This is a genomic window from Streptomyces sp. NPDC102490 (genome assembly GCF_044765285.1).
In the GTDB taxonomy this organism is placed as follows: domain Bacteria; phylum Actinomycetota; class Actinomycetes; order Streptomycetales; family Streptomycetaceae; genus Streptomyces.
In genome coordinates this window covers 181729-207889 of the sequence record NZ_JBIWJU010000014.1, presented here as the reverse complement: position 1 = coordinate 207889, position 26161 = coordinate 181729, and the positions used below count along the sequence as shown (strand labels likewise).

General features: G+C 71.9%; 21 protein-coding genes. 11 read left to right on the top strand and 10 right to left on the bottom strand.

Translation table 11 applies throughout. From position 1 onward, the window contains the following. The first annotated feature begins 54 nt into the window (after window positions 1-54). The 6 genes from ureA to ACIRGB_RS30170 all read left to right on the top strand — a co-directional run bounded on the left by ureA (window position 55) and on the right by ACIRGB_RS30170 (window position 7394). Window positions 55-738, top strand: coding sequence for an urease subunit gamma (gene ureA, locus ACIRGB_RS30195; protein ID WP_403871716.1), 684 nt, complete (start codon window positions 55-57; stop codon window positions 736-738). After that, complete coding sequence (locus tag ACIRGB_RS30190) at window positions 735-2411, top strand: urease subunit alpha (RefSeq protein WP_403871714.1); 1677 nt, start codon at window positions 735-737, stop codon at window positions 2409-2411. Before ureA ends, ACIRGB_RS30190 begins: the two co-directional genes overlap by 4 nt. Window positions 2412-2439: 28 nt before the next feature. Further along, window positions 2440-3459, top strand: coding sequence for an agmatine/peptidylarginine deiminase (locus ACIRGB_RS30185; RefSeq protein WP_403871713.1), 1020 nt, complete (start codon window positions 2440-2442; stop codon window positions 3457-3459). 9 nt (window positions 3460-3468) lie between these two features. After that, window positions 3469-4071: a TetR/AcrR family transcriptional regulator gene (locus ACIRGB_RS30180; protein ID WP_403871711.1), complete on the top strand. Its 603-nt coding sequence runs from the start codon at window positions 3469-3471 to the stop codon at window positions 4069-4071. A gap of 310 nt (window positions 4072-4381) precedes the next feature. Then, a complete protein-coding gene (cimA, locus tag ACIRGB_RS30175) occupies window positions 4382-5986 on the top strand; it encodes a citramalate synthase (RefSeq protein ID WP_403871709.1) in 1605 nt (534 codons plus the stop codon). Between the two features lie 49 nt (window positions 5987-6035). Next, window positions 6036-7394, top strand: a complete 1359-nt coding sequence (locus ACIRGB_RS30170; RefSeq protein ID WP_403871707.1) for a hypothetical protein — start codon at window positions 6036-6038, stop codon at window positions 7392-7394. A 15-nt stretch (window positions 7395-7409) separates the two neighbouring features. Here ACIRGB_RS30170 and ACIRGB_RS30165 read toward each other — a convergent pair whose 3' ends face one another. Beyond that, the gene (locus ACIRGB_RS30165) at window positions 7410-8351 is read right to left on the bottom strand and encodes a DMT family transporter (protein WP_403871705.1); all 942 of its coding nucleotides are present in this window, start codon (window positions 8349-8351) and stop codon (window positions 7410-7412) included. A gap of 76 nt (window positions 8352-8427) precedes the next feature. On the opposite strand from ACIRGB_RS30165, the gene ACIRGB_RS30160 reads away from it, so the two are divergent. Then, entirely contained in the window at window positions 8428-9027 is a 600-nt protein-coding gene (locus tag ACIRGB_RS30160; RefSeq protein WP_403871703.1) for a TetR/AcrR family transcriptional regulator, read from the top strand. Between the two features lie 42 nt (window positions 9028-9069). Then, window positions 9070-9645: a cysteine hydrolase family protein gene (locus ACIRGB_RS30155; RefSeq protein ID WP_403871701.1), complete on the top strand. Its 576-nt coding sequence runs from the start codon at window positions 9070-9072 to the stop codon at window positions 9643-9645. On the opposite strand, the gene ACIRGB_RS30150 is transcribed toward ACIRGB_RS30155, so the two are convergent. Then, window positions 9632-10189, bottom strand: coding sequence for a YceI family protein (locus tag ACIRGB_RS30150; RefSeq protein WP_403871699.1), 558 nt, complete (start codon window positions 10187-10189; stop codon window positions 9632-9634). The genes ACIRGB_RS30155 and ACIRGB_RS30150 overlap by 14 nt on opposite strands. Before the next feature lie 151 nt (window positions 10190-10340). Here ACIRGB_RS30150 and ACIRGB_RS30145 point away from each other — a divergent pair, with 151 nt between their 5' ends. The 3 genes from ACIRGB_RS30145 to ACIRGB_RS30135 all read left to right on the top strand — a co-directional run bounded on the left by ACIRGB_RS30145 (window position 10341) and on the right by ACIRGB_RS30135 (window position 14624). Continuing rightward, the gene (locus tag ACIRGB_RS30145) at window positions 10341-12671 is read left to right on the top strand and encodes a polysaccharide lyase 8 family protein (RefSeq protein WP_403871851.1); all 2331 of its coding nucleotides are present in this window, start codon (window positions 10341-10343) and stop codon (window positions 12669-12671) included. A 154-nt stretch (window positions 12672-12825) separates the two neighbouring features. Then, window positions 12826-14409, top strand: a complete 1584-nt coding sequence (locus ACIRGB_RS30140; RefSeq protein ID WP_403871698.1) for an acyl-CoA carboxylase subunit beta — start codon at window positions 12826-12828, stop codon at window positions 14407-14409. Window positions 14410-14426: 17 nt separating this feature from the next. Next, window positions 14427-14624: an acyl-CoA carboxylase subunit epsilon gene (locus ACIRGB_RS30135; protein WP_403871696.1), complete on the top strand. Its 198-nt coding sequence runs from the start codon at window positions 14427-14429 to the stop codon at window positions 14622-14624. 166 nt (window positions 14625-14790) lie between these two features. Here the strand turns inward: ACIRGB_RS30135 and ACIRGB_RS30130 are convergent, their stop codons facing one another. From ACIRGB_RS30130 to ACIRGB_RS30095, 8 genes are all read right to left on the bottom strand, one after another. Continuing rightward, on the bottom strand, window positions 14791-15372 hold the full coding sequence (locus ACIRGB_RS30130) for an ATP/GTP-binding protein (RefSeq protein WP_009314218.1): 582 nt from the start codon (window positions 15370-15372) through the stop codon (window positions 14791-14793). Next, window positions 15353-15925, bottom strand: a complete 573-nt coding sequence (locus ACIRGB_RS30125; protein WP_030188513.1) for a DUF742 domain-containing protein — start codon at window positions 15923-15925, stop codon at window positions 15353-15355. Before ACIRGB_RS30125 ends, ACIRGB_RS30130 begins: the two co-directional genes overlap by 20 nt. Before the next feature lie 94 nt (window positions 15926-16019). Beyond that, the gene (locus ACIRGB_RS30120) at window positions 16020-16433 is read right to left on the bottom strand and encodes a roadblock/LC7 domain-containing protein (protein WP_004983065.1); all 414 of its coding nucleotides are present in this window, start codon (window positions 16431-16433) and stop codon (window positions 16020-16022) included. Between the two features lie 10 nt (window positions 16434-16443). Continuing rightward, on the bottom strand, window positions 16444-19689 hold the full coding sequence (locus ACIRGB_RS30115) for a nitrate- and nitrite sensing domain-containing protein (RefSeq protein ID WP_403871694.1): 3246 nt from the start codon (window positions 19687-19689) through the stop codon (window positions 16444-16446). A gap of 406 nt (window positions 19690-20095) precedes the next feature. Further along, the gene (locus ACIRGB_RS30110) at window positions 20096-20671 is read right to left on the bottom strand and encodes an ATP/GTP-binding protein (RefSeq protein ID WP_003973455.1); all 576 of its coding nucleotides are present in this window, start codon (window positions 20669-20671) and stop codon (window positions 20096-20098) included. Next, the gene (locus ACIRGB_RS30105) at window positions 20652-21050 is read right to left on the bottom strand and encodes a DUF742 domain-containing protein (protein WP_003973454.1); all 399 of its coding nucleotides are present in this window, start codon (window positions 21048-21050) and stop codon (window positions 20652-20654) included. Before ACIRGB_RS30105 ends, ACIRGB_RS30110 begins: the two co-directional genes overlap by 20 nt. A gap of 111 nt (window positions 21051-21161) precedes the next feature. After that, a complete protein-coding gene (locus ACIRGB_RS30100; protein WP_003973453.1) occupies window positions 21162-21575 on the bottom strand; it encodes a roadblock/LC7 domain-containing protein in 414 nt (137 codons plus the stop codon). A 9-nt stretch (window positions 21576-21584) separates the two neighbouring features. After that, on the bottom strand, window positions 21585-25592 hold the full coding sequence (locus ACIRGB_RS30095; RefSeq protein ID WP_403871692.1) for a nitrate- and nitrite sensing domain-containing protein: 4008 nt from the start codon (window positions 25590-25592) through the stop codon (window positions 21585-21587). Between the last annotated feature and the right edge of the window lie 569 nt (window positions 25593-26161).

The window sequence follows — 26161 nt, the reverse complement described above, 5'->3', positions numbered from 1 at the left end:
TGGTCGCAGTTAGAGTGATGTTCAAATCTTGGTTAGGTGAGGAGGTGTCGCGGCGTGAGACTGACCCCCACGGAGCGGGACCGGCTGCTGCTGTTCGGGGCGGCCGAGCTGGCCCGCGCCCGCCGGGCCCGCGGGCTCAGGCTGAACGTGCCGGAGGCGACCGCGCTGATCGCGGACACCGTGTGCGAGGCCGCCCGCGACGGAGCGCGCCTCGCGGAGGCCATCGAGCGGGCCCGGTCGGTGCTCGGCCCGGACGACGTCCTGCCCGGCGTCGCGGACGTGGTCACCGAGGTGCACGTGGAGGCCGTCTTCGACGACGGCTCCCGTCTCGCCGTCGTCACCGACCCGGTCGCGGGCGGCGGGCTCGGCGCGGACGCCCCCGGCGGCCTGCTGCCGGGACCCGGACACCCCGAACCCGAGGCGGCGCTGCGGCTCCCGGTCACCAACACCGCGACCGTGCCGGTCTCCGTGACCTCCCACTTCCACTTCTTCGAGGCCAACCCGCGCCTGGACTTCGACCGGGAGCGGGCCTACGGCATGCGCCTCGCCGTGCCCGCCGGGTCCTCGGTCCGCTTCGGCCCCGGCGAGCGCGTCGAGGTGGGGCTGGTGCCCATCGGCGGCGCGCGCGTCGCCATCGGGTTCGCCGGTCTCGTCGACGGCCCGCTGGACGCGCCGGGCGCCCGGGAAGAGGCCCTGCGCCGGGCCGCCGCCTGCGGATATCTGGGAGCACAGCGATGAGCATCGACCCCTACGCCTACGCCGCCACCCACGGCCCGCGCGCCGGCGACCGGCTCCGCCTCGGCGACTCGGGGCTGGTGATCCGGGTCGAGTCAGACGCCCAGCGGTACGGCGACGAGTTCCTCGCCGGTTTCGGCAAGACCGCCCGCGACGGACTGCACCTCAAGGCCGCCGCCGTTCGGGAGACCTGCGACGTCGTGATCAGCAACGTGGTGGTGATCGACGCGGCGCAGGGCATCCGGAAGGTGTCGATCGGCATCCGCGAGGGGCGCATCCACGCCATCGGCCGGGCCGGGAACCCGGACACCCTGGACGGCGTCGACGTCGTGGTCGGCACCGGCACCTCGATCGTGTCCGGCGAGGGCCTCGTCGCCACCGCCGGGGCCGTGGACACCCACGTCCACCTGCTCTCCCCGCGCATCATGGAGGCGTCGCTCGCGTCCGGCGTGACGACGATCATCGGCCAGGAGTTCGGCCCGGTCTGGGGCGTCGGCGTCAACTCGCCCTGGGCCCTGAAGCACGCCTTCGGCGCCTTCGACGCCTGGCCGGTCAACATCGGCTTCCTCGGCCGGGGTTCCTCGTCCCACGACGCCCCGCTGATCGAGGCGCTGGCCGAGGGCGGGGCGTCCGGCTTCAAGGTGCACGAGGACATGGGCGCCCACACCCGCGCCCTGGACACCGCGCTGCGCGTCGCCGAGGAGTACGACGTCCAGGTCGCCCTGCACAGCGACGGGCTCAACGAATGCCTCTCCGTGGAGGACACCCTCCGCGTCCTGGAGGGCCGCACCATCCACGCCTTCCACATCGAGGGCTGCGGCGGCGGACACGTCCCCAACGTGCTGAAGATGGCCGGCGTCCCCAACGTCATCGGCTCCTCGACCAACCCCACCCTGCCCTTCGGCCGGGACGCGGTCGCCGAGCACTACGGCATGATCGTCTCCGTCCACGACCTCAAGACCGACCTGCCCGGCGACGCCGCCATGGCCCGCGACCGCATCCGCGCCGGGACCATGGGCGCCGAGGACGTGCTGCACGACCTGGGCGCCATCGGCATCACCTCCTCCGACGCGCAGGGCATGGGCCGGGCCGGCGAGACCGTCCGCCGCACCTTCGCCATGGCGGGGAAGATGAAGGCCCAGTTCGGCGCCGACGGGGACGACGACAACGCCCGCGTCCTGCGCTACATGGCCAAGCTGACCATCAACCCCGCCATCGCCCACGGCCTCGCCCACGAGGTCGGCTCCATCGAGGTCGGCAAGCTCGCCGACATCGTGCTGTGGCGCCCGGAGTACTTCGGCGCCAAGCCGCAGCTGGTCCTCAAGTCGGGCTTCCCGGCGTACGGGGTGGTCGGCGACCCGAACGCGGCCACCGACACCTGCGAACCGCTCGTCCTCGGTCCCCAGTTCGGCGCGCACGGCGCCACACCCGCCGAGATATCGGTGGCCTTCGTCGCGCAGGCCGCCCTCGACCAGGGGCACGACACCATGCCGACCCGGCGCCGTCGGGTCGCCGTGCGCGGCACCCGCGGCATCGGCCCCGCCGACCTTCGCCTGAACTCCCGTACCGGCGCGGTCGACGTCGACCAGCGCACCGGCCTGGTCACCCTCGACGGCGACCCGCTGCGATCCGAACCGGCCGAGTCCGTCTCGCTCAACCGCCTCTACTTCCTCTGACGCTCCTGCGACCTCCTGGGACACCTCCATGACCTTCCGCATGCCCCCCGAGTGGGCCCCGCACGAACGCACCTGGATGGCCTGGCCCGGCCCCAACGCGACGTTCACCGACGACGAGGAGCTGGCCCGGGCCCGTGCGGCCTGGGCCTCCGTCGCCCGCGCGGTGCGCCGCTTCGAGCCGGTGACGATGGTGCACGGACCCGGCCAGGGCGACACCGCGCGCGAACTGCTCGGCCCGGACGTCGACCTGGTGGAGCGCGAGCTGGACGACGCCTGGATGCGGGACATCGGCCCGACCTTCGTGACCGACGGACAGGGCGGGCTGGCCGCCGTGGACTGGGTGTTCAACGGCTGGGGCGCCCAGGACTGGGCCCGCTGGGAGCACGACGCCAAGATCGCCCGCCATGTGGCGGACCTCGCCGCGGCCCCCGTGCTGAGCAGCGCGCTCGTCAACGAGGGCGGCGCGATCCACGTCGACGGCGAGGGCACGGTCCTGCTGACCGACACCGTCCAGCTCGGCTCCGGCCGCAACCCCGGCTGGACCCGCGAGCAGGTCGAGGCGGAGATCCACGCCAAGCTCGGCACCACCAAGGCGATCTGGCTCCCGCACGGGCTGAGCGGCGACTACGGCAGGTACGGCACCCAGGGCCACGTCGACATCGTCGCCGCCTTCGCCCGGCCGGGCACCGTCGTGGTGCACAGCCAACGCGACCCCCGCCACCCCGACCACGAGCGCTCCCGGCTGTACCTGGAGATTCTCCGCGGCCAGACCGACGCCAGGGGCCGGCGCCTGGAGGTCGTCGAGGTGCCCGCCCCGACGGTGCTGAAGGACGAGGAGGGCGACTGGGTCGACTACTCGTACATCAACCACTACGTGTGCAACGGCGGCGTCGTCCTGTGCGCCTTCGGCGACCCGAACGACGAACTCGCCGCGGGCGTCTTCCGCCGCCTGTTCCCCGGGCGGACGGTGACCCTGGTGGACGCGCGTACGATCTTCGCGGGTGGCGGGGGCATCCACTGCATCACGCAGCAGCAGCCGAAGATCTAGGGAGTGGACATGGCCGGTGGTGGGCGCAGGCAGGCCCCGCCGCGCGAGGACGTGCTCGCCGCCGCCATGGAGATGATCGCCGAGCGCGGCCTGGAGAAGCTCACCATGGCGGCGCTCGGCCGCGAGGTCGGCATGAGCAGCGGCCACCTCCTGTACTACTTCCGGTCCAAGGACGAGCTGCTGCTGCGCACCCTGGAGTGGAGCGAGGGCCGCCTCGGCGCCGAGCGCGGCCGCCTGCTCACCCGGGCCGGCACCGCCCGCGAACGCCTCGACGCCTACGTCGACCTGTACGTCCCCGACGGCCACCGCGACCCGCACTGGACGCTGTGGCTGGAGGTGTGGAACCGCTCGCAGAACGCCCCCGACGAGGCCCGCGACCGGCAGGCCGCCATCGAGGGCGCCTGGCACCGCGACCTGGTCGCCCTGCTCGCCGAGGGCATCTCCCGCGGCGAGTTCCGCCCCGTGGACCCCGACCGCTTCGCGTCCCGGCTGCGGGCCCTCCTCGACGGGTTCGCGATCCACGTGGCGATCGGCCTGCGGGGGACGGACCGGGCACAGGTGCTGGGCCACGCCCGGGAGTTCCTCGCCGAGGGGCTCCTGGCACGGTCCTGATCCGGACGTCCGTCGCTCGCATCCTGAGACGGGCGGTGGACAGGGGGGCGGAGTGTGCCAGACTGCCCCCGTGCTCTCGTTCGCCATGATTATTGGCAGCAGGCGCGCCGGTCCGCAGTGACCACCACGTACGACCAGGTACGGGTGGACACCGTCGTCCTCGACCCGCGCGCAGACCTCTCGCACCCGCGAGAGGTTTTTCGCTTTCCTGGCCCCACCCCGAGCCGGGAAGAGAGCGCGAGGGATCATAGGCGGACGGCGGAACCGGTCATTCCGGTAGACCGAGATCCCCAACAGGAGCCTTCAGATCATGACCGCAACCAGCGAACTCGACGATTCGTTCCACGTCTTCGACACCACCCTGCGGGACGGCGCGCAGCGCGAGGGCATCAACCTCACGGTCGCGGACAAGCTGGCCATCGCACGGCACCTGGACGACTTCGGGGTGGGCTTCATCGAGGGCGGCTGGCCCGGCGCCAACCCGCGGGACACCGAGTTCTTCGCCCGCGCCCGGGAGGAGATCGACTTCCGGCACGCCCAGCTGGTCGCCTTCGGCGCCACCCGCCGCGCGGGCGCCAGCGCCGCCGAGGACCACCAGGTCAAGGCGCTGCTCGACTCCGGCGCCGAGGTGATCACCCTGGTCGCCAAGTCGCACGACCGGCACGTCGAACTGGCCCTGCGCACCACGCTGGACGAGAACCTGGCGATGGTGGCCGACACGGTCTCCCACCTCACGGCGCAAGGCCGCCGGGTCTTCGTCGACTGCGAGCACTTCTTCGACGGCTACCGCGCCAACCCCGAGTACGCGAAGTCGGTCGTGCGCACCGCCTCCGAGGCCGGTGCCGACGTCGTGGTCCTGTGCGACACCAACGGCGGCATGCTCCCGGCGCAGATCCAGGCCGTGGTCGCCACGGTGCTGGCCGACACCGGCGCCCGGCTCGGGATCCACGCCCAGGACGACACCGGCTGCGCCGTCGCCAACACCCTCGCCGCCGTCGACGCGGGCGCGACCCACGTCCAGTGCACGGCCAACGGCTACGGCGAGCGCGTCGGCAACGCCAACCTGTTCCCGGTCGTGGCCGCCCTGGAGCTGAAGTACGGCAAGCAGGTGCTGCCGGAGGGCCGGCTGCGCGAGATGACCCGCATCTCCCATGCCATCGCCGAGGTCGTCAACCTCACCCCCTCCACCCACCAGCCCTACGTGGGCGTCTCCGCCTTCGCGCACAAGGCCGGCCTGCACGCCTCCGCGATCAAGGTCGACCCGGACCTCTACCAGCACATCGACCCCGAGCTGGTCGGCAACACCATGCGGATGCTGGTCTCCGACATGGCCGGCCGCGCCTCCATCGAGCTGAAGGGCAAGGAACTCGGCATCGACCTCGGCGGCGACCGCGAACTGGTCGGCCGGGTCGTCGAGCGGGTCAAGGAGCGCGAGCTGGCGGGCTACACCTACGAGGCCGCCGACGCCAGCTTCGAGCTGCTGCTGCGCGCCGAGGCCGAGGGCAGGCCGCTCACGTACTTCGACGTCGAGTCCTGGCGCGCGATCACCGAGGACCGCCCCGACGGCACCCACGCCAACGAGGCCACGGTCAAGCTCTGGGCCAAGGGTGAGCGCATCGTCGCCACCGCCGAGGGCAACGGCCCGGTCAACGCCCTGGACCGGTCGCTGCGGGTCGCCCTGGAGAAGATCTACCCGGAGCTGGCCAAGCTCGACCTGGTCGACTACAAGGTCCGCATCCTGGAGGGCGTGCACGGCACCCAGTCCACGACCAGGGTCCTCATCTCCACCTCGGACGGCACGGGGGAGTGGGCCACGGTGGGCGTCGGGGAGAACGTCATCGCCGCCTCCTGGCAGGCCCTGGAGGACGCGTACACGTACGGGCTGCTGCGGGCGGGGGTCGCGCCCGCCGAGTGAACCGGGCCATTTATGTCTGATTGAGGTCCATTCGGGTAAGTTCGAACGTATGACCGTTCGTGCGCAGGTCCTCATCCGCTTCCTGGTCGTGCCGGTCGTCGCAGTGCTGGCGGTGCTGCTGGCCGGTGCGTCCGGTGCGTCCGGCGCGCAGGCGCAGACAGACGTCTCGGAGATCGGCGCGGCCCTGCGCGAGAGTCCGGTGTACGTGGACCCGGCCGCCTCCGGCCTGCTGTCCGCGTCGGACGCGGACGCGCTGGCCGACAAGATCGAGGACGCGGGCGAACCCGTCTTCGTGGCGGTCCTCCCGGCCGGTTACCCGACCGAGAACCTCTTCCAGAACCTCCGCACCGAGACCGGCATCACCGGCCTGTACGGCGTCCGCCTGGGCGACCGCTTCGACGCCCGCGCCGACAGCAGTGTGCTGAGCCGCCAGGGCGTGCACAACCTGGTCACCGCCGTGCAGGGCGCGGGCGACCCCAAGGCCCAGCTGAACGACTTCGTGGACGACGCGCTGCGCAGCGTGCGCGGCTCCGCACCCTCGTCCTGGGACTCCGGCGGCGGCTCCGCGCCCACCGGCGCCCTGATCACCGCGGGCGCGGTGGTGGTGGCCGGCGGCGCGGGCGTCTACGCGCTCTCCCGGCGCAGCCGCCACCGCCGCGAGCAGGAGCAGCGGGCGGCGCTGGAGCGGCTGCGGGTGGTGGTCGACGAGGACATCACGGCGTTCGGCGAGGAGCTGGACCGGCTGGACTTCCACCCGGCGGAACCGGGTGCCGACGACGCGATGCGGGCGGACTACGAACGCGCCCTCGACGCCTACGAACAGGCGAAGACGTACATGGCCGACGCCCGCAAACCGGAGGACGTGCGGGCCGTCACCCAGGCCGTGGAGGACGGTCGCTTCTCGCTCGCCCAGCTCGCCGCCCGCCGCGAGGGCAGGCCGCTGCCCGAACGCCGGCCGCCCTGCTTCTTCGACCCGCGCCACGGCCCGTCGGTCGCGGACGCCACCTGGACCCCGCCGGGCGGCACCACCCGGCAGGTCCCGGTGTGCGCCGCCGACCGGGCCCGGCTGTCCGACGGCCGGGACCCGATGATCCGCGAGGTGGACACCGACGACGGCCGCCGCCCCTACTGGGACGCGGGCCCGGCATACGGCCCCTGGGCGGGCGGCTACTTCGGCGGCGGCATCCTGCCCGGACTGCTGGTCGGCACCATGCTCGGCAGCATGATGGCGGGCCCCGCCTACGGAGCCGGGTACGGCACCGGGTACGGCGACTTCGGCGGCTACGAGGGCGGCGACGTCTCGGGCGGCGACTTCGACTCCGGCGACTTCGGGGGCGGCTTCGGCGGCGGCGACTTCGGCGGTGGCGGTGACTTCGGTGGCGGAGGGGACTTCGGCGGCGGCTTCTGAGGCGCGCGGCGGGGGTCAGCGCCTGGCCGCCGTCGGCTTCCCGGCCGCCGGCCGGTCCGCGCCGGACCGCACGGGCCGCCGCCTCCGGTTCGCGCCGCCCCCGTGCCGGACGACGACCACGGCCGCGAGGCCGACCGCCAGGCCGAGGGCGGTCTGGAGGCCGAAGGGCTCACCGAACATCAGGGCACCCCACACGGCCGTGACCGGGGCCATGAGGAACATCAGGGTGTTGACCTCGGTGATGCCGGACCGGCGCAGGATCAGCCAGTACAGCCCGTAGCCGCCGAAGGTCGGCAGCACCACCAGCCAGGCGGTCGCCAGCCAGAACGAGGACCCGGCGGGCGGTGTCGCCGCCCCGACGCCCAGGGCCAGGCCGGTAAAGAGGACGGCGCTGGTCGCGCAGTGGATCGTCAGGGCGACGCGGGGCGCGACCGGCTCCCGCGTGCGGCCCTCCAGGAAGGTGGCCGCCACCAGCGACAGCATCCCGAGGAACGGGACGAGATACGCCCACCAGGCCACCCCCGTCCCCGCCGCCGCGGCGTCCGCGAGGGTCACCGTGGCCACCCCCGACAGTCCGAGCCACAGTCCGAGCCACTGCCCGCGGGAGACGTACTGCCGCAGCAGGGGACCGGCGAGCGCGCCGGCGACGAGTGGCTGGACGCCGTCGATCAGGGCGGTGGTGCCGCTGGAGACACCCAGCTCGATGGCGTAGTAGACGCTGAGCAGATAGCCGCTCTGCGACAGGGCGCCGATGGCGATCTGCCGGCCGGCGCCGCGGAGCGTCAGGCCCCGCCAGGCCGTCCGGGAGACCGCCGCGGCGGCGACCAGGGCCACGGCGAGCGGCAGGAAGCGCCACATCAGGAGGGTGGGGGTGGCCGCGGTCTCCGCGCCGAGCTTGGCGCCGATGAAGCCGGAGCTCCAGCAGAGCACGAAGGCGGCCGGGAGCAGGACGTTCATGTCGGCTCCGTCCCGAGTAGACAGATCGGTTTAGTAGTCTCGGGTGCCCACTATACAGACCGGTATACTCGGAGCCATGGGTACAGGAGTCGCGGGTCCGCAAGACACACCGCGCCGCGTCCGGATGACGCCCGGCGCGCGACGGGTGCTGGAGGCCGCCGAGCGGTTGTTCTACGAGCACGGCATCCACGCCGTGGGCGTGGATCTCATCGCCGCCGAGGCCGGGGTGACTAAGAAGACGCTGTACGACCGGTTCGGCTCGAAGGAGCAGATCGTCGTGGAGTACCTGGCCGGGCGCGACGAGCGGTGGCGGGAGCTGCTCGCCGGGCGGCTGGAGGGGGCGGGCCCGGGGGCGGCCGACCGGGTCGAGGCGGTCTTCGAGGCCTCGCGCGTGTGGTCGGCGCGGTACGGCGCCAAGGGGTGCAGCATGATCAACGCGTTTGCGGAGATCAGCGACCCGGACCACCCGGCGTACCCGGTCATCACCGGCCAGAAGCGGTGGATGCTCGACCTGTTCACCGGCCTGGCCCGGGAGACCGACGCGGCCGGTGCGGACCGGCTGGCGCGGACGCTGATGCTGCTGCACGAGGGGGCGCTGGTCGCCCACGGCATGGGGGTCCTCCCCGACCCCTTCGGCACCGCCCTCGACCAGGCGCGGGAGCTGCTGGGCAGGTGAAACGGGCGGCGCACGGGCGGGGCGCCCGGCTACGGTGAGCGCATGCCGCCCACCACCGCGCTCCTCGTCATCGACATGCAGAACGCCACGGTCGCCATGGCGCACCGGGCCACCGAGACGGTCGCCGCGATCGCGGGACTCGGCGAGCGGGCCCGGGCGGCCGGGGTCCCGGTGGTGACCGTGCGGCAGCGGGACGCGGGCATGGTCCCCGGGACCGAGGGCTGGCGGGTGGTGCCCGAGCTGGCCCCGCGGGAGGGGGAGCCGGTGGTCGACAAGACGACCCCGGACAGCTTCCTGGACACCGGCCTCGACGCGATCCTGACGGCGCTCGGGGTCGCCGAGGTGATCGTGACCGGGTTCGCCACGGAGGTCTGCGTGGACACCACGGCGCGGCAGGCGCTGAGCCGGGGCTACGACCTGGTCTTCGTCGCCGACGGGCACACCACCTCGGTGCGGACCGAGGAGGACACCGACCTGGTGCCGGCGGACCGCTCGATCGCGCAGTACAACGCGATCTACCGCATGATCGGCTGGCCCGGCCGCCGTATCCGGGTCCGGGCCGCCGCCGACGTGGACTTCAGTGCCCCCGAGGGGGCGCGGGACGTCAGGCCTGCCTGATCGCCGAGATGTCGAAGTTCAGCTTGATCTTGTCGGAGACCAGCACGCCGCCCGTCTCCAGGGCCGCGTTCCAGGTGAGCCCCCACTCCGAGCGCTTGATCTCCGCCTTGCCCTCGAAGCCGACGCGCTCGTTGCCGAACGGGTCCTTGGCGGCGCCGTTGAACTCCAGGTCGATGGTGAGCGGCTTGGTCGTGCCGAGGATCGACAGGTCGCCGGTGATGCGGTAGTCGTCGCCGCCCAGGGACTCCGCCTTGGTGGAGCGGAAGGTCATCGTCGGGTACTCGTCGGTGTTGAAGAAGTCCGACCCCTTCAGGTGGCCGTCACGGTCGGCGGAACCCGTGTCGATGCTGTCCATCCGGATGTCCAGGGACGCCGTGGAGCGGGACGGGTCGGTGCCGTCCAGGTGCAGCGTGCCGGTGAAGTCGAGGAACTTGCCCTTGACGTTGGTGACCATCGCGTGGCGCGCCGTGAAGCCGATCGTCGTGTGGGCGGGGTCGACGGTGTAGTCGCCGGTCAGCGTGGCGAGGTCGGGGGTGGCGGTCATGGTGTCCTCCGGGGAAGGCCCTTGAAGTTGAATGTTCAACCAGTCCAACGGCTTCGACTCTAGAGCTATTCCGCGCCGCCATCAACCACCCGCGCCGCACGAGTTGCGGCACCGTTCCCCTCGCGCCCCCGGCGTGATAGACGGCATGAGCATGACCCCACAGCGTCCCTTCGCCCCCACCCGCCGCGCGGTCCTGCTCGCGGCGGCCGCGGCCGCCGCCCTCACCGCCGTCCCCCGCGCCGCGGCCGCCGCGGCCGACCCCTACGACGCCCTCCGCCGGCGCTGGCTCGAGATCGCCCTCGGCACCGGCTACGACCCGGCCGCCGAGCCGTACGCCTCCCGCCTCGCCGAGACCGGCGCCCGCGCCCGCGAGCACCGCGCCACCATGGCCCCCACCGCCACCTCCCTGTGGCCCGGCCACCCCTTCGACCCGCCCGCCGGCATCACCTTCGCCTACGGCCGCCTGTGGACGATGACCGAGGGATACGTGCAGGAGGGCACCGGCTCCACCGGCGACCCGGCCCTCCTCGCCGACATCCTGCGCGGCCTCGACCACCTCTCGGCCACCGTCTACCACCCCGCCACCACCCGCTACGGCAACTGGTGGGAATGGCAGATCGGCAGCCCCCGGCTCCTGATGGACATCACGGCCGCCCTGTACGACCACCTCGGCACCGACCGCGTGGCCGCCGCCTGCGCCGCCGTCGACCACTTCGTCCCCGACGCGCTGCTCGGCGACTACACCGGCACCTCCACCGGCGCCAACCGCGTCGACCTGTGCCGCTCCGTCGCCCTGCGCGGCGTGCTGGGCCGGGCCCCCGCCAAGCTCGCCCTGGCCCGCGACGCCCTCTCGCCGGTCTTCCCGTACGTCACCGAGGGCGACGGGCTCTACGCCGACGGCTCCTTCGTCCAGCACACCTGGGTCGCCTACTCGGGGACGTACGGCCAGGTCATGCTGGACGGCCTCGGCCGGCTGTTCACACTGCTGGCCGGCTCCGAGTGGCAGGTGACCGACCCGGGCCGGCAGATCGTCCTGGACAGCGTGGAGCACGCCTACGCGCCCCTGATCCACGACGGACTTGTGATGGACACCGTCAACGGACGGGCCATCAGCCGGGGGTACCTCAAGAGCGACGACCTGCACGTCATGCGCGGCGACCACTTCCACGGCCAGCAGATCATCGCCGCCATGGCGGTCCTCGCGGGCGGCGCGAGCGAGGCCGAGCGCGAGCGCTGGTACGCCCGGATCAAGGGCTGGATCGAACGGGACACCGTCACCCCGCTCCTCACCGCGCCCCAGTTCCCGGTCGCCGACCTGGCCCGGCTGCACGCGATCGCCGACGCGCCCGGCGAGGCCGCCCCGGAACCCGCCGGGCACCACCTCTTCGCGGCCATGGACCGCGCCGTCCACCGCCGCCCCGCCTTCACCGCGGGCCTCGCCATGGCCAGTGACCGCATCGCCCACTACGAGTGCGGCAACGGCGAGAACCCGCGCGGCTGGCACACCGGCGCGGGCATGCTCACCTGGTGGGCGAACGGGAGGGCCGCCGACCAGTACACCGACTGGTTCTGGCCCACCGTCGACTGGTACCGGCTGCCCGGCACCACCGTCTCCACCAAGCGCCTGCCGGATCGCGCGGGCGGCGAATGGGGCGCCCCCAAACCGGACGTGCGCTGGGTCGGCGGCACCACCGACGGCGACTACGCGGCCGTGGGGCAGCACCTCAAGGGCCTGGGCTCGACCCTGGAGGCCCGCAAGTCCTGGTTCTTCCTCGACGACGCCGTGGTCTGCCTGGGCGCCGGCATCACCTGCGCGGACGGCGTCCCGGTCGAGACGGTCGTGGACAACCGCAACCTGGGGGAGGGCGGCGACCCGACCCTCGCACGCGGCCGGAACTGGGCCCACCTGGAGGGCCACGGCGGCTGGATCGTGCCCCAGGGCGGCCTGCGGACCCTGCGCGAGGACCGCACCGGCGCCTGGTCCGACATCAACACCACCAGCACGACCGAGCGCCGCACCCGCCGCTGGCAGACCCTCTGGCTCGACCACGGCACCGACCCGGCCGACGCCGGCTACGTCTACACCGTCATGCCGGGCGCCTCCCGAGCGGCCGTCGCCCGCCGCGCAGCCGACCGCCGTTGGCTCACGGTCCTCGCCAACGACGCCCGCCGCCAGGCGGTCACCGTCCCCTCCCTCGGTCTCACGGCCGCCACCTTCTGGCAGGCCGGCACCGCGGGCCCGCTCACCACCACGGCCGGGGCGAGTGTGCTGGTCCGCCGCCGGGGCCGTACCGCTACGCTCTGCGTGAGCGAACCGCCGCGCACGGGAGAGCCCCTGGAGATCATCTGGGACCACCCGGTGCGAGCGGTGCCGCGGGCCGACGAGACGGTCGAGATCCTCGCGACGGGCCGCCGGCTGCACCTCCGGGTCACTCCAGGGATGGTATGCGCCACCCATGAATGTGAGGTGACTCTCAGCTGACGGCTTTGTGCGACCTCTACAAGCTGGAGGCCCCCTGAGCAGTCGAAAAGGCTGCATGCGGTGGGGGTTCTGTTCAGTGCTACCAGGAAAACGGGCCGGAGACTGTACGGAGTCGACGGCTCGCAATCCTTGGTCGGGTTCGTAGAGTCGCTACATGACCGTTTTGGATGAGGCGCCGGGTGAGCCGACGGACGCACGCGGGCGAGTGGCCGAGCTGCACGAGATCCGTGCGCAGGCGCTGGCCGGACCGAGCGAGAAGGCGACGGCGGCGCAGCACGCCAAGGGGAAGCTGACGGCGCGTGAGCGGATCGAGTTGCTGCTGGACGCGGGTTCGTTCTGTGAGGTCGAGCAGTTGCGCCGGCACCGGGCGACGGGGTTCGGTCTGGAGGCGAAGAAGCCGTACACGGATGGTGTGATCACCGGGTGGGGCACGGTGGAGGGCCGGACGGTCTTCGTCTACGCGCATGATTTCCGGATCTTCGGCGGTGCGCTGGGTGAGGCGCATGCCACGAAGATCCACAAGATCATGGACATGGCGATCGCGGCGGGTGCTCCGCTGGTGTCGCTGAACGACGGTGCCGGGGCCCGTATCCAGGAGGGCGTGTCGGCGCTGGCCGGGTACGGGGGTATCTTCCAGCGCAATACCCGGGCGTCGGGGGTGATCCCGCAGATCAGTGTGATGCTCGGCCCGTGTGCGGGCGGCGCCGCCTACAGTCCCGCTCTGACCGATTTCGTGTTCATGGTCCGTGAGACCTCGCAGATGTTCATCACGGGCCCGGACGTGGTCAAGGCGGTCACCGGCGAGGAGATCACCCAGAACGGCCTGGGCGGCGCGGACGTGCACGCCGAGACGTCGGGCGTGTGCCACTTCGCCTACGACGACGAGGAGACCTGCCTCGCCGAAGTCCGCTACCTCCTCTCCCTCCTCCCGCAGAACAACCGGGAGAACCCGCCCCGCCACGAGTCCTCCGACCCCGCGGACCGCCGCTCGGACGTGCTGCTCGATCTGGTCCCCGCGGACGGCAACCGCCCCTACGACATGACCAAGGTCATCGAGGAACTCGTCGACGAGGGCGAGTACCTGGAGGTCCACGAGCGCTGGGCCCGCAACATCATCTGCGCCCTGGCCCGTCTGGACGGGCAGGTCGTGGGCATCGTCGCCAACCAGCCGCAGGCCCTGGCGGGGGTGCTGGACATCGAGGCGTCGGAGAAGGCCGCGCGGTTCGTGCAGCTGTGCGACGCCTTCAACATCCCGATCGTCACTCTTTTGGACGTGCCGGGGTTCCTGCCCGGTGTCGACCAGGAGCACGGCGGGATCATCCGGCACGGGGCGAAGCTGCTGTACGCGTACTGCAACGCGACGGTGCCGCGGATCTCGCTCATCCTGCGCAAGGCGTACGGGGGTGCTTACATCGTCATGGACAGTCAGTCCATCGGTGCCGACCTCACCTATGCGTGGCCGACCAACGAGATCGCCGTGATGGGCGCGGAGGGTGCCGCGGGCGTGATCTTCCGCCGGCAGATCGCGGGGGCCGAGGACCCCGAGGCCATGCGGGCCCGCATGGTCAAGGAGTACAAGTCCGAGCTGATGCACCCCTACTACGCGGCCGAACGCGGTCTGGTCGACGACGTGATCGACCCCGCCGAAACCCGCGAGGTGCTGATCAAGTCCCTGGCGATGCTCCACACCAAGCACGCCGACCTGCCCTCCCGCAAACACGGCAACCCGCCGCAGTGATCCGAGGAGCCACTTCCATGTCCACTTCCGACATCCGCGTCGAGAAGGGCCACGCCGAGCCCGAGGAAGTCGCCGCCATCACGGCCCTCCTCATGGCCCGTGCCGCCGCCCGCCCCGCCGAGATCGCCCCGACCCCCGGCGGCGGCCGAGCCCGAGCGGGCTGGCGCCGCCTGGAACGCGAGCCGGGCTTCCGCGCCCCGCACAGCTGGCGCTGACCCGAGATACGAGCGAGGCCCCTCCGACAGGAGGGGCCTCGCTCGTATAGGGGCGCGGGGAACTGCGCGACCAGCCACGTACTACCCGCACCCGGCAACGAAACCGCCCCCGGCAGCCCAGTGGCCGCAGGGGGCGTGTCGCAGCCCGGCGGAGCGGGGCGCTCCCTCAGCGCAGGCGGGCCATCAGCGCGTGCTCCACGAGAGTGATGAGCGCCGACTTCGCGTCGGCGCGGTGCCGCGCGTCCGTCGTGATGATCGGCGTGTCCGGGCCGATCTGGAGCGCCTCCCGGACCTCGTCCGGGTTGTACGGCTGCTGCCCGTCGAAGCCGTTGAGCGCGATGACGAACGGCAGGCCGGAGTTCTCGAAGTAGTCGACCGCGGGGAAGCAGTCGGCGAGCCGCCTCGTGTCGACCAGGACGATCGCCCCGATGGCGCCGCGCACCAGGTCGTCCCACATGAACCAGAACCGGTCCTGGCCGGGCGTACCGAAGAGGTACAGGATCAGGTCCTGGTCGAGCGTGATGCGTCCGAAGTCCATGGCGACCGTCGTGGTCGTCTTGTCCCCCGTGTGGGTGAGGTCGTCGATACCCGCGGACGCGGATGTCATCACGGCCTCGGTGCGCAGCGGATTGATCTCCGAGACAGCGCCGACGAACGTGGTCTTGCCCACGCCGAAGCCGCCCGCCACCACGATCTTCGCGGACGTGGTGGAGCGGGAAGGACCGCCGCTAGAGCTTGCGAAGTCCACTGAGCACCCTTTCGAGCAGTGTCACGTCTGGCTGGCCGCCGGCGCTCTCGTCGCCGCCGGGCTGATGGATGGCGACCAGTCCCGCCTCCGCCAAGTCGGCGACGAGGATCCTGGCCACGCCGAGAGGGATCGTCAGGAGGGCCGAGACCTCGGCCACCGACTTGATCTCCCGGCAGAGGTTGCAGATCCGCTGATGCTCGGGCAGCTGGCCCTGCATCTGGTGCGGCTGCGCGGTGGTGTGCACCAGCGCCTCGATGGCGAGCTGGTAGCGGGGCCTGGTGCGGCCGCCCGTCATGGCGTACGGGCGCACCAGGGGGTTGTTCGACGCCCCGGCGGGCGCCGGCTCAGGGGTGCGGCGCTGCGGCTGCACGGGCTGGATGCGCGGAGCGTGCGGCTGGTCGTACGGCGAAGGGCCGGGGCCCTGCGGCGCGTACGGCTGCCGGTGACTCGGCACGGAGGGGTAGCCGTACCCGTTCGCCGAGCCGTCGCCTTGGCCCTGACCAGGGCCGTACGACCAGTTGCCCGATGACGGACCACCTGGGGGTGTTGCCACTTCTTCCTCCTCCGACTGTGCCTGGCACCCATCGCTGTGGAGCCGCGTCCCGAAACTTTACGGCCACGGGACGCCAAAACGCACCGTCTGTCCTTTAGTTGAGAAGGCTCCCTTGGAGCTCGGCCCGCAGATCAGGGGTCAAAACCGTGCCCGCACGGTCCACCAGAAGGGCCATCTCATACCCAATGAGACCGATGTCCGCCTCGGGGTGTGCGAGAACCGCGAGCGACGAGCCGTCGGAGATGGACATGATGAAGAGGAATCCGCGCTCCATCTCCACAACCGTCTGGTTCACGCTGCCGCCCTCGAAGATGCGCGAGGCACCGGCGGTCAGCGAGGTCAGGCCGGAGGCGACGGCCGCGAGCTGATCGGCTCGGTCGCGAGGGAACCCTTCGGACATCGCCAGAAGGAGTCCGTCGGCGGAGACCACCACCGTGTGGGACACCCCCGGGGTGTTGTCCACGAAGTTGGTGATCAACCAGTTCAGGTTCTGCGCCGCCTGGCTCATCGGGCTCACACTAACGCTCCTGGTTGTAGGTGCTGTCAGGACCACGGTGTTCATTCCTTGTGTCCTGGCCGTTTGTTTCACTGCCTGCGTTGCGGCCTCGCTCGACGCCGCGCCGCAGGTTGCTCAGCCTGCCCCGGACGTCCTCCGGAGCGCGGGAGATCTGGGGACCTCCCTGGGGAGTGGTCTCGGCCGCGCCCTCGACCAGGTTGGCCTTGGGCACCCGCCGCGGCAGACCCGAGGAGGTCACCCCGCCCGCCTTGGGTTTGCGCAGCGCCGAGGCCTGCTGCCAGCGGTCGTCGTTGGCCGACCGCCAGGTGTCCTCGCCGCCCGCCCCCGGTGCGGCGGCCGGCGTCTCCTGGCCCACGTGCCCCGCATCGCCCGCGGTGGAACCGCGGCGGGGAAGACCGGCGTCGGTCAGCTCGTGGGCGGCGGAGGGGGCCGGCCCAGGACGGTCGAAGCCTACGCGGTCCGCCTCGGTCACGTCAGCGGCCTGGGCGGATTGCGCCTGAGGAGCACCCGCGGAGTACTGGTCCGGATACCCGTTCTGGTATCCGTCCTGCTGCGGCCAGTCGTCCTGGTGGCGCCGCTGCTCGAAGGGCGCGTAGTTCCCGGACTCCGGCAGACCGTCGTTCGGCGCGTAGTACTGCTCGCCGTACGCCGCCTGCTGCGGTTCCTGGTAGCCCTGCTGCTGGTCGGCGTACGCCGACTGCGGGTCGTACCCGCCGCTCGGCTGCTCCTGGTACCCGCCGTTCGGCTGCTCCTGGTACGCGCCGTTGGACTGTTGCTGGTAACCGTCGTTCGACTGCTGCCGGTAGCCGTCGAGGGTCTGGTCGTACCCGGGCTGCTGACCGGTGAACTGGTCCTGGAAGCCGGTGGCCTCGCGGTTTCCGCCGTCGCCCTGGTCCGCCGGGCCCGGCAGCTCCGGCTGCGACTGGGCCTCCAGGGCCGCGCGGCGCTCCTCGCGCATCAGCGAGCGGCCGACCGGGTCCAGCTCGCGTATGTCGTCCGGGATCTCGGAGTACCGGCTGTCGTCGAAGCCCAGCTCGGCGGCGGTCCGCATGGGCTGGCCGACCTGCGCGAAGCTCTCGCCCCGGACGTTCTGCTCCGGGATGATCTGCGAGACGGTGAACTCGTCGCGCGGCTGCTGCTCGCCGCCGCCACCGTGGGTGATGGCGTCCGGCAGCATGACCAGCGAGGTGGTGCCCGCCTGCTCGCCGGAGGGGCGCAACTGGACGCGGATGCCGTGCCGGTCGGACAGCCGGCCGACCACGAACAGGCCCATGCGCTGCGAGATCGCGGCGTCCACGGTCGGCGGGTTGGCCAGCTTGTGGTTGATGTCCGCGAAGTCCTCGGCGGTCAGGCCGATGCCCTTGTCGTGGATCTCCACCATCACGCGGCCGTCGGGCAGCCGGGTCGCGGTGACGCGGACCTTGGTCTGCGGCGAGGAGAACGTGGTGGCGTTCTCCAGCAGCTCGGCGAGCAGGTGCACGAGGTCGGTCACGGCGCGGCCGTGGATCTCCGCCTCCGGCACCCCGGACAGCTCGATGCGCTCGTACTGCTCCACCTCGGAGGAGGCGGCGCGCAGCACGTCGACCAGCGGGACCGGCTGGTCCCAGCGGCGGCCGGGCTCCTCGCCGGCGAGGACCAGGAGGTTCTCGCCGTTGCGGCGCATACGGGTGGCGAGGTGGTCCAGCCGGAAGAGGTTCTCCAGCTGGTCGGGGTCGGCCTCGTTGTTCTCCAGTTCGGTGATCAGGCTCAGCTGGCCCTCGATCAGCGACTGGTTGCGGCGCGACAGGTTGGTGAAGATCGCGTTGATGTTGCCCCGCAGCAGCGCCTGCTCGGAGGCGAGCCGGACCGCCTCGCGGTGCACCTGGTCGAAGGCGCGGGCGACTTCGCCGATCTCGTCGGTCGAGGTGATCGGGATCGGCTGCACCCGGGTGTCGACCCGGCCGGGGTCGGTGCGGGAGAGCTGGTCGACCAGCATCGGCAGGCGCTGCTCCGCGATGCCGAAGGCGGCGTTGCGCAGCTGGCGCATGGAGCGGCTCATCCCGCGGGCCACCATGCCGGCCAGGACGAACGCGGCGAGCAGCGCGATCACGACCGCGGCACCCGTGATGTACGCGTCGCGCTCGGCGTCGTCGGCGATCGCGGACGCCTCGGACACCGCCTTGTCGGCCAGGTCGGACTCGATCTTCTGGTACGCGTCGAACTTGAGGGTGTTGACCGCCCACCAGTTCTCCGGCGTGATGCCCTGCTGGGCCAGGTCCGCCCGAGCGCTGGTGTCCGTGGACGCGAGTCCGGCCAGCTCCGAGATCATCGTCGTCGGGTCGGAGGGCGGCGGCACGTAGTCCGGGTCCTTGGCCTTGGCCTCCTTGGCCATGGCCGCGCCGTCCTCCTTGAGCTTCGCCTCGGCGTCCTCGAGCTTCTGCGCGTCCGCCTCGGTGCCGCCGCCGATGTACTCCTCGATCGCGATGCGCTCCAGGTAGGCGTACGAGGAGAGCGCGACGCGCTGGCTGGCGAGGTGGCTGGGCTCCGGGCCGGGCTTGACCAGCATGTGCATGCCGATGGAACGCTCCAGCGAGAGCGCCGCCTTCGTCAGCGAGATCGCGTAGACGGTACGGCCGTAGGAGGTGATGTTGCCGGTGCCCAGGCCCAGCTCGTTGGCGAACTCCATCAGCGGGTGAGCGACGCCGGTGTAGCCCTCCTCGGTCTCCACACCCTTGAGCTTGGAGGTGTACGCGGCCGCCCGCAGCGTCTGGAGCTTGGGCTCCTGCTCGCGGAAGACCTTCAGCCGGCGCTCCAGACCCGGCTTGGCGGGCATGCCCTGAGCCGCCTCGTCGAAGGCGTCGGCCGCGTCGTCGGTGGCCTCGCGGGCCTTGCTGACGGTGGCGTCCTTCTCGCCCTTGCCCTGGAGCAGCGGCGCCGCCGTGAGGTCGCGCTCGTTGTAGAGGGCGTTGGCGTAGCCGAGGGAGGCGCGCACCAGACGCGCGGTGCTCTCGGCGTCCTCGGCGTCCTGCCAGGTGTCGATCGAGCTCTTCACCTGGAAGCCGCCCATGACGAGGCCGACCAGCACGGGTATGAGCAGGATCGCGTTCAGCCGGGTGGTCACCCGCCAGTTGCGCGGCGTGAAACGGCCACCGCTCGGCGCGGGCTCGGCCTTGGGTTCCGCGGCGGCGGGGGCGGGCGCCGCTGTGCGCGGCGGCGGGGTGAAGTTGCCCCGGGCCGATGGCTCGGGACTGTTCTTGCTTCGCCTCACTCGACCAACAACCTCTCGGCGGTCGGCACCTGTGTCGTGCCGCTGTGTCTCAGAACCCACTCCGTCAGTCATCGAGTACGCGCTACTGCTGAGTACGTCTTCGACCATGGGGCAGTTCTGGCATTCCAGCACGGCGACCAGCGCTCTTCCAAACAGTGGAACGCGGGGGTTACACGTGATGTAAGCCCCGCGTAAAACGGTCATAAAGAGCGAGGCCCGTCAAAAGACGGGGCGTTCGTGCGCGCAGCGAGACCAGTTGACCGCGTCGCGTGTCGGTACCACCCGATTCCTCTGCCGAAACGTTATGAACAGCGGAGCCGACCGTGTCAAAGGACACAGCCGGCTCCGACTCGTCTACGACAAGTGCCGTAGAAGCCTGCCGACTTGGCTGCGGCGGTGGACGGACCTACCGCAGGCGGGCCATCAGCGCGTGCTCGACCAGCGTGATCAGTGCCGACTTCGCGTCGGCCCGATGCCGCGCGTCCGTCGTGATGATCGGGGTGTCCGGGCCGATCTGGAGCGCCTCACGCACCTCGTCCGGGGAGTAGGGCTGCTGCCCGTCGAAGCCGTTGAGCGCGACGACGAACGGCAGACCGCTGTTCTCGAAGTAGTCGACGGCCGGGAAGCAGTCGGCCAGCCGGCGGGTGTCGCACAGCACGACCGCGCCGATCGCGCCGCGCACCAGGTCGTCCCACATGAACCAGAACCGGTCCTGGCCGGGCGTGCCGAACAGGTACAGGATCAGGTCCTGGTCGAGCGTGATGCGGCCGAAGTCCATGGCGACCGTCGTGGTCGTCTTGTCCCCGGCGTGGGTGAGGTCGTCGATCCCGGCGCTGGCCGAGGTCATCACGGCCTCGGTGCGCAGGGGGTTGATCTCGGAGACGGCGCCCACGAACGTGGTCTTGCCGACGCCGAAGCCGCCGGCCACCACGATCTTCGCGGAGGTGGTCGCCCGCCCTCCGTCAGAGCTTTCGAAGTCCACTGAGCACCCTTTCGAGCAGTGTCACGTCCGGCGCACCGCCGTTGTTCTCGTCGCCGCCCGGCTGGTGGATCGCGACGAGCCCGGCCTCCGCGAGGTCCGCGACCAGGATCCGCGCCACACCGAGCGGCATCGCCAGCAGGGCCGACACCTCGGCCACCGATTTCACCTCGCGGCACAGGTGGCAGATGCGCTGGTGCTCGGGGAGCAGCCCCATGAGCGCTGCCGGGTCGGCCGTCGTACTGATCAGCGCCTCGATGGCGAGCTGGTAGCGCGGCCTGGTCCGGCCACCGGTCATCGCGTAGGGACGTACCAGCGGCTGGTCGCCCTCGTCCTCGTACGGCTCCGCGTACGGATCATGAGAGGCGGTGGGCGGGGTCATGAATCCTCCGGGCGGGACAGCAAGTCGGTCAGTCAAGCCGTCTGACGAGGCCGGTGGGGGGATTGTGGCGGCCGGACGGTGATTTGGTAACACGGGTGGTGCCGGGGCCGATCAGTGGAGCAGACTGCCTTGTAGTTCGGCGCGCAGGTCGGGTGTGAGGACCGCGCCCGCGCGGTCGACCAGGAGCGCCATCTCGTAGCCGACGAGGCCGATGTCGCACTCCGGGTGCGCGAGGACGGCCAGGGACGAGCCGTCCGAGACGGACATGAGGAACAGGAACCCCCGCTCCATCTCCACGACCGTCTGCGCCACGTTGCCGCCCTCGAAGATCCGGGAGGCCCCGGCCGTCAGTGAGGTCAGCCCCGAGGCGACGGCCGCGAGCTGGTCGGCGCGGTCGCGAGGGAAGCCCTCCGACATCGCCAGGAGGAGTCCGTCGGCGGACACGACGACGGTGTGGGACACCCCTGGGGTGTTGTCCACGAAATTCGTGATCAACCAGTTGAGGTTCTGTGCCGCCTGGCTCATCGGGCTCAACTAACGCTCCTGCTGGTGAGTGGGCCGCGGGTAGCTGCCGGTCTGGTTGGTACCGGCCTGACGGCCCTGTGCGATTCCCCGACGGAGATTGGTCAGCCGGCCGCGCACGTCGTCGGGCGCGCGCGAAACCGCCGGACCGCTCTGGTGCGACTGCTGCTGAGCCGTCCCCGGGACGAGGTTGGCCCGGGGGACCCGGCGCGGGAGGCCGGAGGTGGTGACCCCACCCGCGGCCGGCTGCCTGACGCGCTCCGCCTGCCGGACGAGGTCGTCGTTCGGCGAGCTGCGCCAGGCCGAGGTGGCCGGCCGCTGGGGGGCCGCCGGGGTCTGGGGCTGGGCGGCCTGCGGCTCCGGGGACGCGGCCGGGGCGGCCTGCGGCGCCTCCGCCTCGCGGTCCCCGTGGAACCAGTTGGTCTCCAGCGTGTCGTACAGCGGCGTACGTCCGTCACCGGGACCGGTGGCCGGGGGCAGCGCCCATCCGTCACCGGGCCGCTGCGGGGGAGTGCCGTTGGTGTTCTGGCCCACGGGTTCCGGTGCGACCGGCCGCTGCGGGGCCGGCGGACGCGGGGCGCCGAAGTCGTTCCCGCCCTGCGTGCCGCCCACCTGGGGGCGCTCGAACTGGCCGGTGGCCGCCGGGTTCTGACGGCCCGGCAGGTCGTGCTGCCCGGTCGAGCCGTTGTCGTAGCCCTGGGCGCCGGCGAACCGGTCGGCCGGGGCCGCACCGTTCGGGGCCGCCTGGGCGGGCTGCCCGCCGAAGACGTCCGAGCGGACGAAGGGGCCGCCGCCCTGCTGCGGGGCGGCCGGCTCGGGCCGTGCGAACTGGTCGTTCTGCGAGGCGTCCTGACCGAACCGGCCCTGGCCGTACTGGTCCTGGCCCTGGTCCTGGTCCGGCCGGCCCTGGCCGTACTGGCCCTGGTCGTACTGACCCTGCCCGTACTGGTCCTGGCCGTACTGGCCCTCGTACTGGTTCCGGCCGTCGTACTGGTTCTGGCCGGGCTGGGCGAACTGGCCCGTGTCCTGCGACTCGTCCCGACGGGGCGCCGGAGCGTCGAAGTCGGGGCGGGCGAACTCCGCCGTGGCGGCGGGGGACTGGGGCTCGCCGAAGCGGGGCACGACCGGCATCTCCGCGGTCGATCCGGGGCCCTGCCGCTCGTCGAGGCGCGGCGTCCGGTCGGTGCGGGAGCTGTCCGGCTCGTCGTGGCCGCGCGGGGCGTCCAGCGAGGCGCGCGGCACGGGCGGCTGCGCGTTCTCCTCGCTCCAGCTGGGCACCCGCGGCTGCGGGTTGCCGCCGGGCAGCTCGGCCCGCGGACCGCCGCGCGGCGGCAGCTGGGGACGACGGCCCTGCTCGGCGTCACCGCCGCCCCGCTTGGCGCGCTGCGGGGGCGCCGCGGGCGTGCGGGTGCCGCCGCCGAACATGTCCTGGTCCTGCGAGGCGTTGTTGGCCGGCGCGTTGCGCTGCGGCGCGTTCATACCCGCGGCTTGCAGGCCCTGCGGGGCGCCCGGCGCCTGACCGGCACCGGCTCCCGCGCCGGCCGGGGCCGGACGGTTCTGCCGGCCCGGAGCCGCCGGAGCCGTCGGGGCTCCCGGGGCCTGGGGCCCGCGCGGGCCACCCGGCGCACCCGGGCGGCCGCCCGCGTCGCGTCCGGGCAGTGCGGCCCGCGGGCCCTGGCCGGCGCTGAGCCGGCCGCCCGGCGCACCGGTGCCGAGGGCACCGCCGCCACCGCCACCGCCGAAGGCGCCGCCGCCCGCGAGGGCACCACCGCCCGGTCCGCCGCGGCGGGCAGCCGCGACACCGGCGGCGGCCTGCGCGGCGGCCGGACCGCCGTTGCCCGCGCCGGGCTGACCCTGCTTGGGCTGCGGCTTGCGACCGCCCTGGGCGACGTCGACGGGCAGCATGACCAGCGCGGTCGTACCGCCGGAGTCGGACGGGCGGAGCTGGATGCGGATGCCGTGGCGCTGCGAGAGGCGGCCGACCACGAACAGACCCATGCGGCGGGAGACGGAGACGTCCACGGTGGGCGGCGAGGCGAGCCGCTCGTTGATCGCGGCCAGGTCCTCCGGCGAGAGACCGATGCCGGTGTCGTGGATCTCGATCAGCACGCGGCCGTCGGGCAGCGCGTGACCGGTGACCTTGACCTTGGTCTGCGGGGAGGAGAACGAGGTCGCGTTCTCCAGCAGCTCGGCGAGCAGGTGCACGAGGTCGTTGACCACGCGGCCGGCGACCTCGGTGGTCGGCACCGAGGCCAGCTCGATGCGCTCGTACTGCTCCACCTCGGAGGCGGCGGCACGGAGCACGTCGACCAGCGGGACCGGGCGGGTCCAGCGCCGGCCCGGCTCCTCACCGGCGAGGACGAGGAGGTTCTCACCGTTACGGCGCATGCGCGTCGCGAGGTGGTCGAGCTTGAACAGCGAGGACAGCTGGTCCGGGTCGGCCTCGCGGGACTCCAGTTCGGAGATGAGCGAGAGCTGGCGCTGGATGAGGCCCTGGGAGCGGCGCGAGAGGTTGGTGAACATCGCGTTGACGTTGCCCCGCAGCAGGGCCTGCTCGGCGGCGAGGCGGACCGCCTCGCGGTGCACGTCGTCGAAGGCCGCGGCCACGCGGCCGATCTCGTCCCGGGAGTGCACACCGACGGACTCCACCGAGGTGTCGACGTCCTGCGGGTCGGTCTCCGAGAGCTGCTTGACCAGCTCGGGCAGGCGGTCCTGGGCGACCTTGGTCGCGGTGTCCTCCAGGCGGCGCAGCGAGCGGATCATGGACCGGGCCACGACGAACGCGCCGACCAGGGAGACGCCGAGCACCAGCAGGATGAGGACACCGGAGATGATGGCCTCTTGCTCGGACTCGTTGCGCAGCTCCCGGGCCTGCTGCTCCATGTCCTCCAGCAGCTTCAGCTCGATGTTCTTCATCTGCTGGATCTTGGTGGAGCTGTCGTCCAGCCAGTCCTGGTAGGACCGGGACCTCAGGCCCGCCAGGCCGTCGGTCTTGCTCAGGGCCCGGCCGGCGTACTGGTCGGACGCCTCGATCACCGGGTTGCCCTCGGAGATCGGCTTGAGCAGGTCCTCGGCGCCCTCGCCGTAGATGCTGGTGAAGCTGCGGAGCTCGGAGGTCTGGCTCTGGAGCGCGGACTGGGCGTACAGCCGGTCGTTCTCGGCGAGGTCGCCCTTGTCCGTGTTGTTCGCCGGGAGCGCCGCGGCGAGGACCGCGCGCTGGATCGACGCGTACTCCTTGGCCGAGGAGAAGGCCGACAGGGCGCGCGTGCGCTGGATCATGTCCGGGTTGCTGGTCGCCTCGGCCATGTCCTGCGAGAGGTCGAGCAGGTGGGTGATCAGGCGGTGGTAGGCCTCGACGGTCTGGGTCGAGTTGTCGTCGGCCGTGTACGCCGTGCTGCGGATCTTGGTCAGGTCGTTCAGGTCGCTCGCGATGCCGACGAGGCTGTCCCGGACGCCGACGAGCTTGCCGTCCTTGCTCGCCGCGTCGATCTGCTCGGACTTGTCGAGGAAGTTCTTCAGGGCCCGGTCGGTCTGCTCGCGGTCGCCCTTGACGGCGATCGCGCTGGACTTCGAGCCGTGGGCCAGCGGGCCGGCGGACTGGTCGCGCTCCTCCTGGAGCGCGGCGGCCAGCTCCGTGGCCTGCTTGGTCATCTCGGTCAGCAGCTTCATGTTCTCGAGCTGCTGGATGTCGTCCATCGACTGGTTGATGCGCAGCGCGCCCAGCGAGGTCGCCGCGACCACCGGAAGCGCCAGCAGCGAGACCAGACGGGTGGAGATCCGCCAGTTGCGCAGGGCTATTCGCGGGCCGGGGCCGGTCGCGCCCTTGGCCGACTTGGTGGGTGGCTGCTGGCCGGGAGCGGACGGGCCCGCCTGACCGGCGCGCTCTTTGCCGTCACCGGGCGGGGTCTGGCCCGGGTTCTGGGCGTGCTGGGGCGAGGAGCTGACGGCCTTGGGGCCAGTCCCGCCCTGCGGCTCCGGCTCCGCCGAAGCGCTGCCATCCCTCTTGAAACGTCCCTGCACTAGCGTCGCAACCTCTGGACCAGGCGCCCGTCCGCGTGAACGGCTGGGCACGGTGTCGGCGTCAAAGGGGCGCCCTGAATTTCGCCCCTGTGTTGGTCGTGAGTGACCGGCGCTGGTTCCCCCTTCTCGCCGCCGCTCGGCGCTGGTGTGCGCCCCCTGTGCGCCGGCTCGATCCCGCGGCGGTCCGTGGAATTCCAGCACAGTGCAGGATCTCCAACAAGGCCCGTGGGGCAGGCCGTGAGATACGTGACACCACGTGAGGGGCGGGTCACCAGCCGTAGAAGATCATCACCCGTAAAGCGGACGTATGCACGCGAGTCGGTGAGGCGTGGCGGGTGTCCCAGTCGCCATGATCAGCAGCGGAATGATGGCTTCAGATGTGCAATGTCTGTTTGGTCCGAGTGAGGTCGGCGTCGCAATTGACCGGTATGCCCCTTGATAAGTGAGCAAACTCACACCCAGATCGTGGGCTCCCCCACGGTTGGCGGGGAATGGCGTGTCTAGCCTGACGCTTTACAGAGAAGGCAAAACCGACAACCCGCGCCCTTGCAGGGGCTTTCGCCGCCCCT

Coding starts and splice junctions, on each gene's coding strand:
- ACIRGB_RS30190 (WP_403871714.1), top strand. CDS start 735: ATGAGCATCGACCCCTACGCCTACGCCGCCACCCACGGCCCGCGCGCC.
- ACIRGB_RS30185 (WP_403871713.1), top strand. CDS start 2,440: ATGACCTTCCGCATGCCCCCCGAGTGGGCCCCGCACGAACGCACCTGG.
- ACIRGB_RS30180 (WP_403871711.1), top strand. CDS start 3,469: ATGGCCGGTGGTGGGCGCAGGCAGGCCCCGCCGCGCGAGGACGTGCTC.
- cimA (WP_403871709.1), top strand. CDS start 4,382: ATGACCGCAACCAGCGAACTCGACGATTCGTTCCACGTCTTCGACACC.
- ACIRGB_RS30170 (WP_403871707.1), top strand. CDS start 6,036: ATGACCGTTCGTGCGCAGGTCCTCATCCGCTTCCTGGTCGTGCCGGTC.
- ACIRGB_RS30165 (WP_403871705.1), bottom strand. CDS start 8,351: ATGAACGTCCTGCTCCCGGCCGCCTTCGTGCTCTGCTGGAGCTCCGGC.
- ACIRGB_RS30160 (WP_403871703.1), top strand. CDS start 8,428: ATGGGTACAGGAGTCGCGGGTCCGCAAGACACACCGCGCCGCGTCCGG.
- ACIRGB_RS30155 (WP_403871701.1), top strand. CDS start 9,070: ATGCCGCCCACCACCGCGCTCCTCGTCATCGACATGCAGAACGCCACG.
- ACIRGB_RS30150 (WP_403871699.1), bottom strand. CDS start 10,189: ATGACCGCCACCCCCGACCTCGCCACGCTGACCGGCGACTACACCGTC.
- ACIRGB_RS30145 (WP_403871851.1), top strand. CDS start 10,341: ATGACCCCACAGCGTCCCTTCGCCCCCACCCGCCGCGCGGTCCTGCTC.
- ACIRGB_RS30140 (WP_403871698.1), top strand. CDS start 12,826: ATGACCGTTTTGGATGAGGCGCCGGGTGAGCCGACGGACGCACGCGGG.
- ACIRGB_RS30135 (WP_403871696.1), top strand. CDS start 14,427: ATGTCCACTTCCGACATCCGCGTCGAGAAGGGCCACGCCGAGCCCGAG.
- ACIRGB_RS30120 (WP_004983065.1), bottom strand. CDS start 16,433: ATGAGCCAGGCGGCGCAGAACCTGAACTGGTTGATCACCAACTTCGTG.
- ACIRGB_RS30105 (WP_003973454.1), bottom strand. CDS start 21,050: ATGACCCCGCCCACCGCCTCTCATGATCCGTACGCGGAGCCGTACGAG.
- ACIRGB_RS30100 (WP_003973453.1), bottom strand. CDS start 21,575: ATGAGCCAGGCGGCACAGAACCTCAACTGGTTGATCACGAATTTCGTG.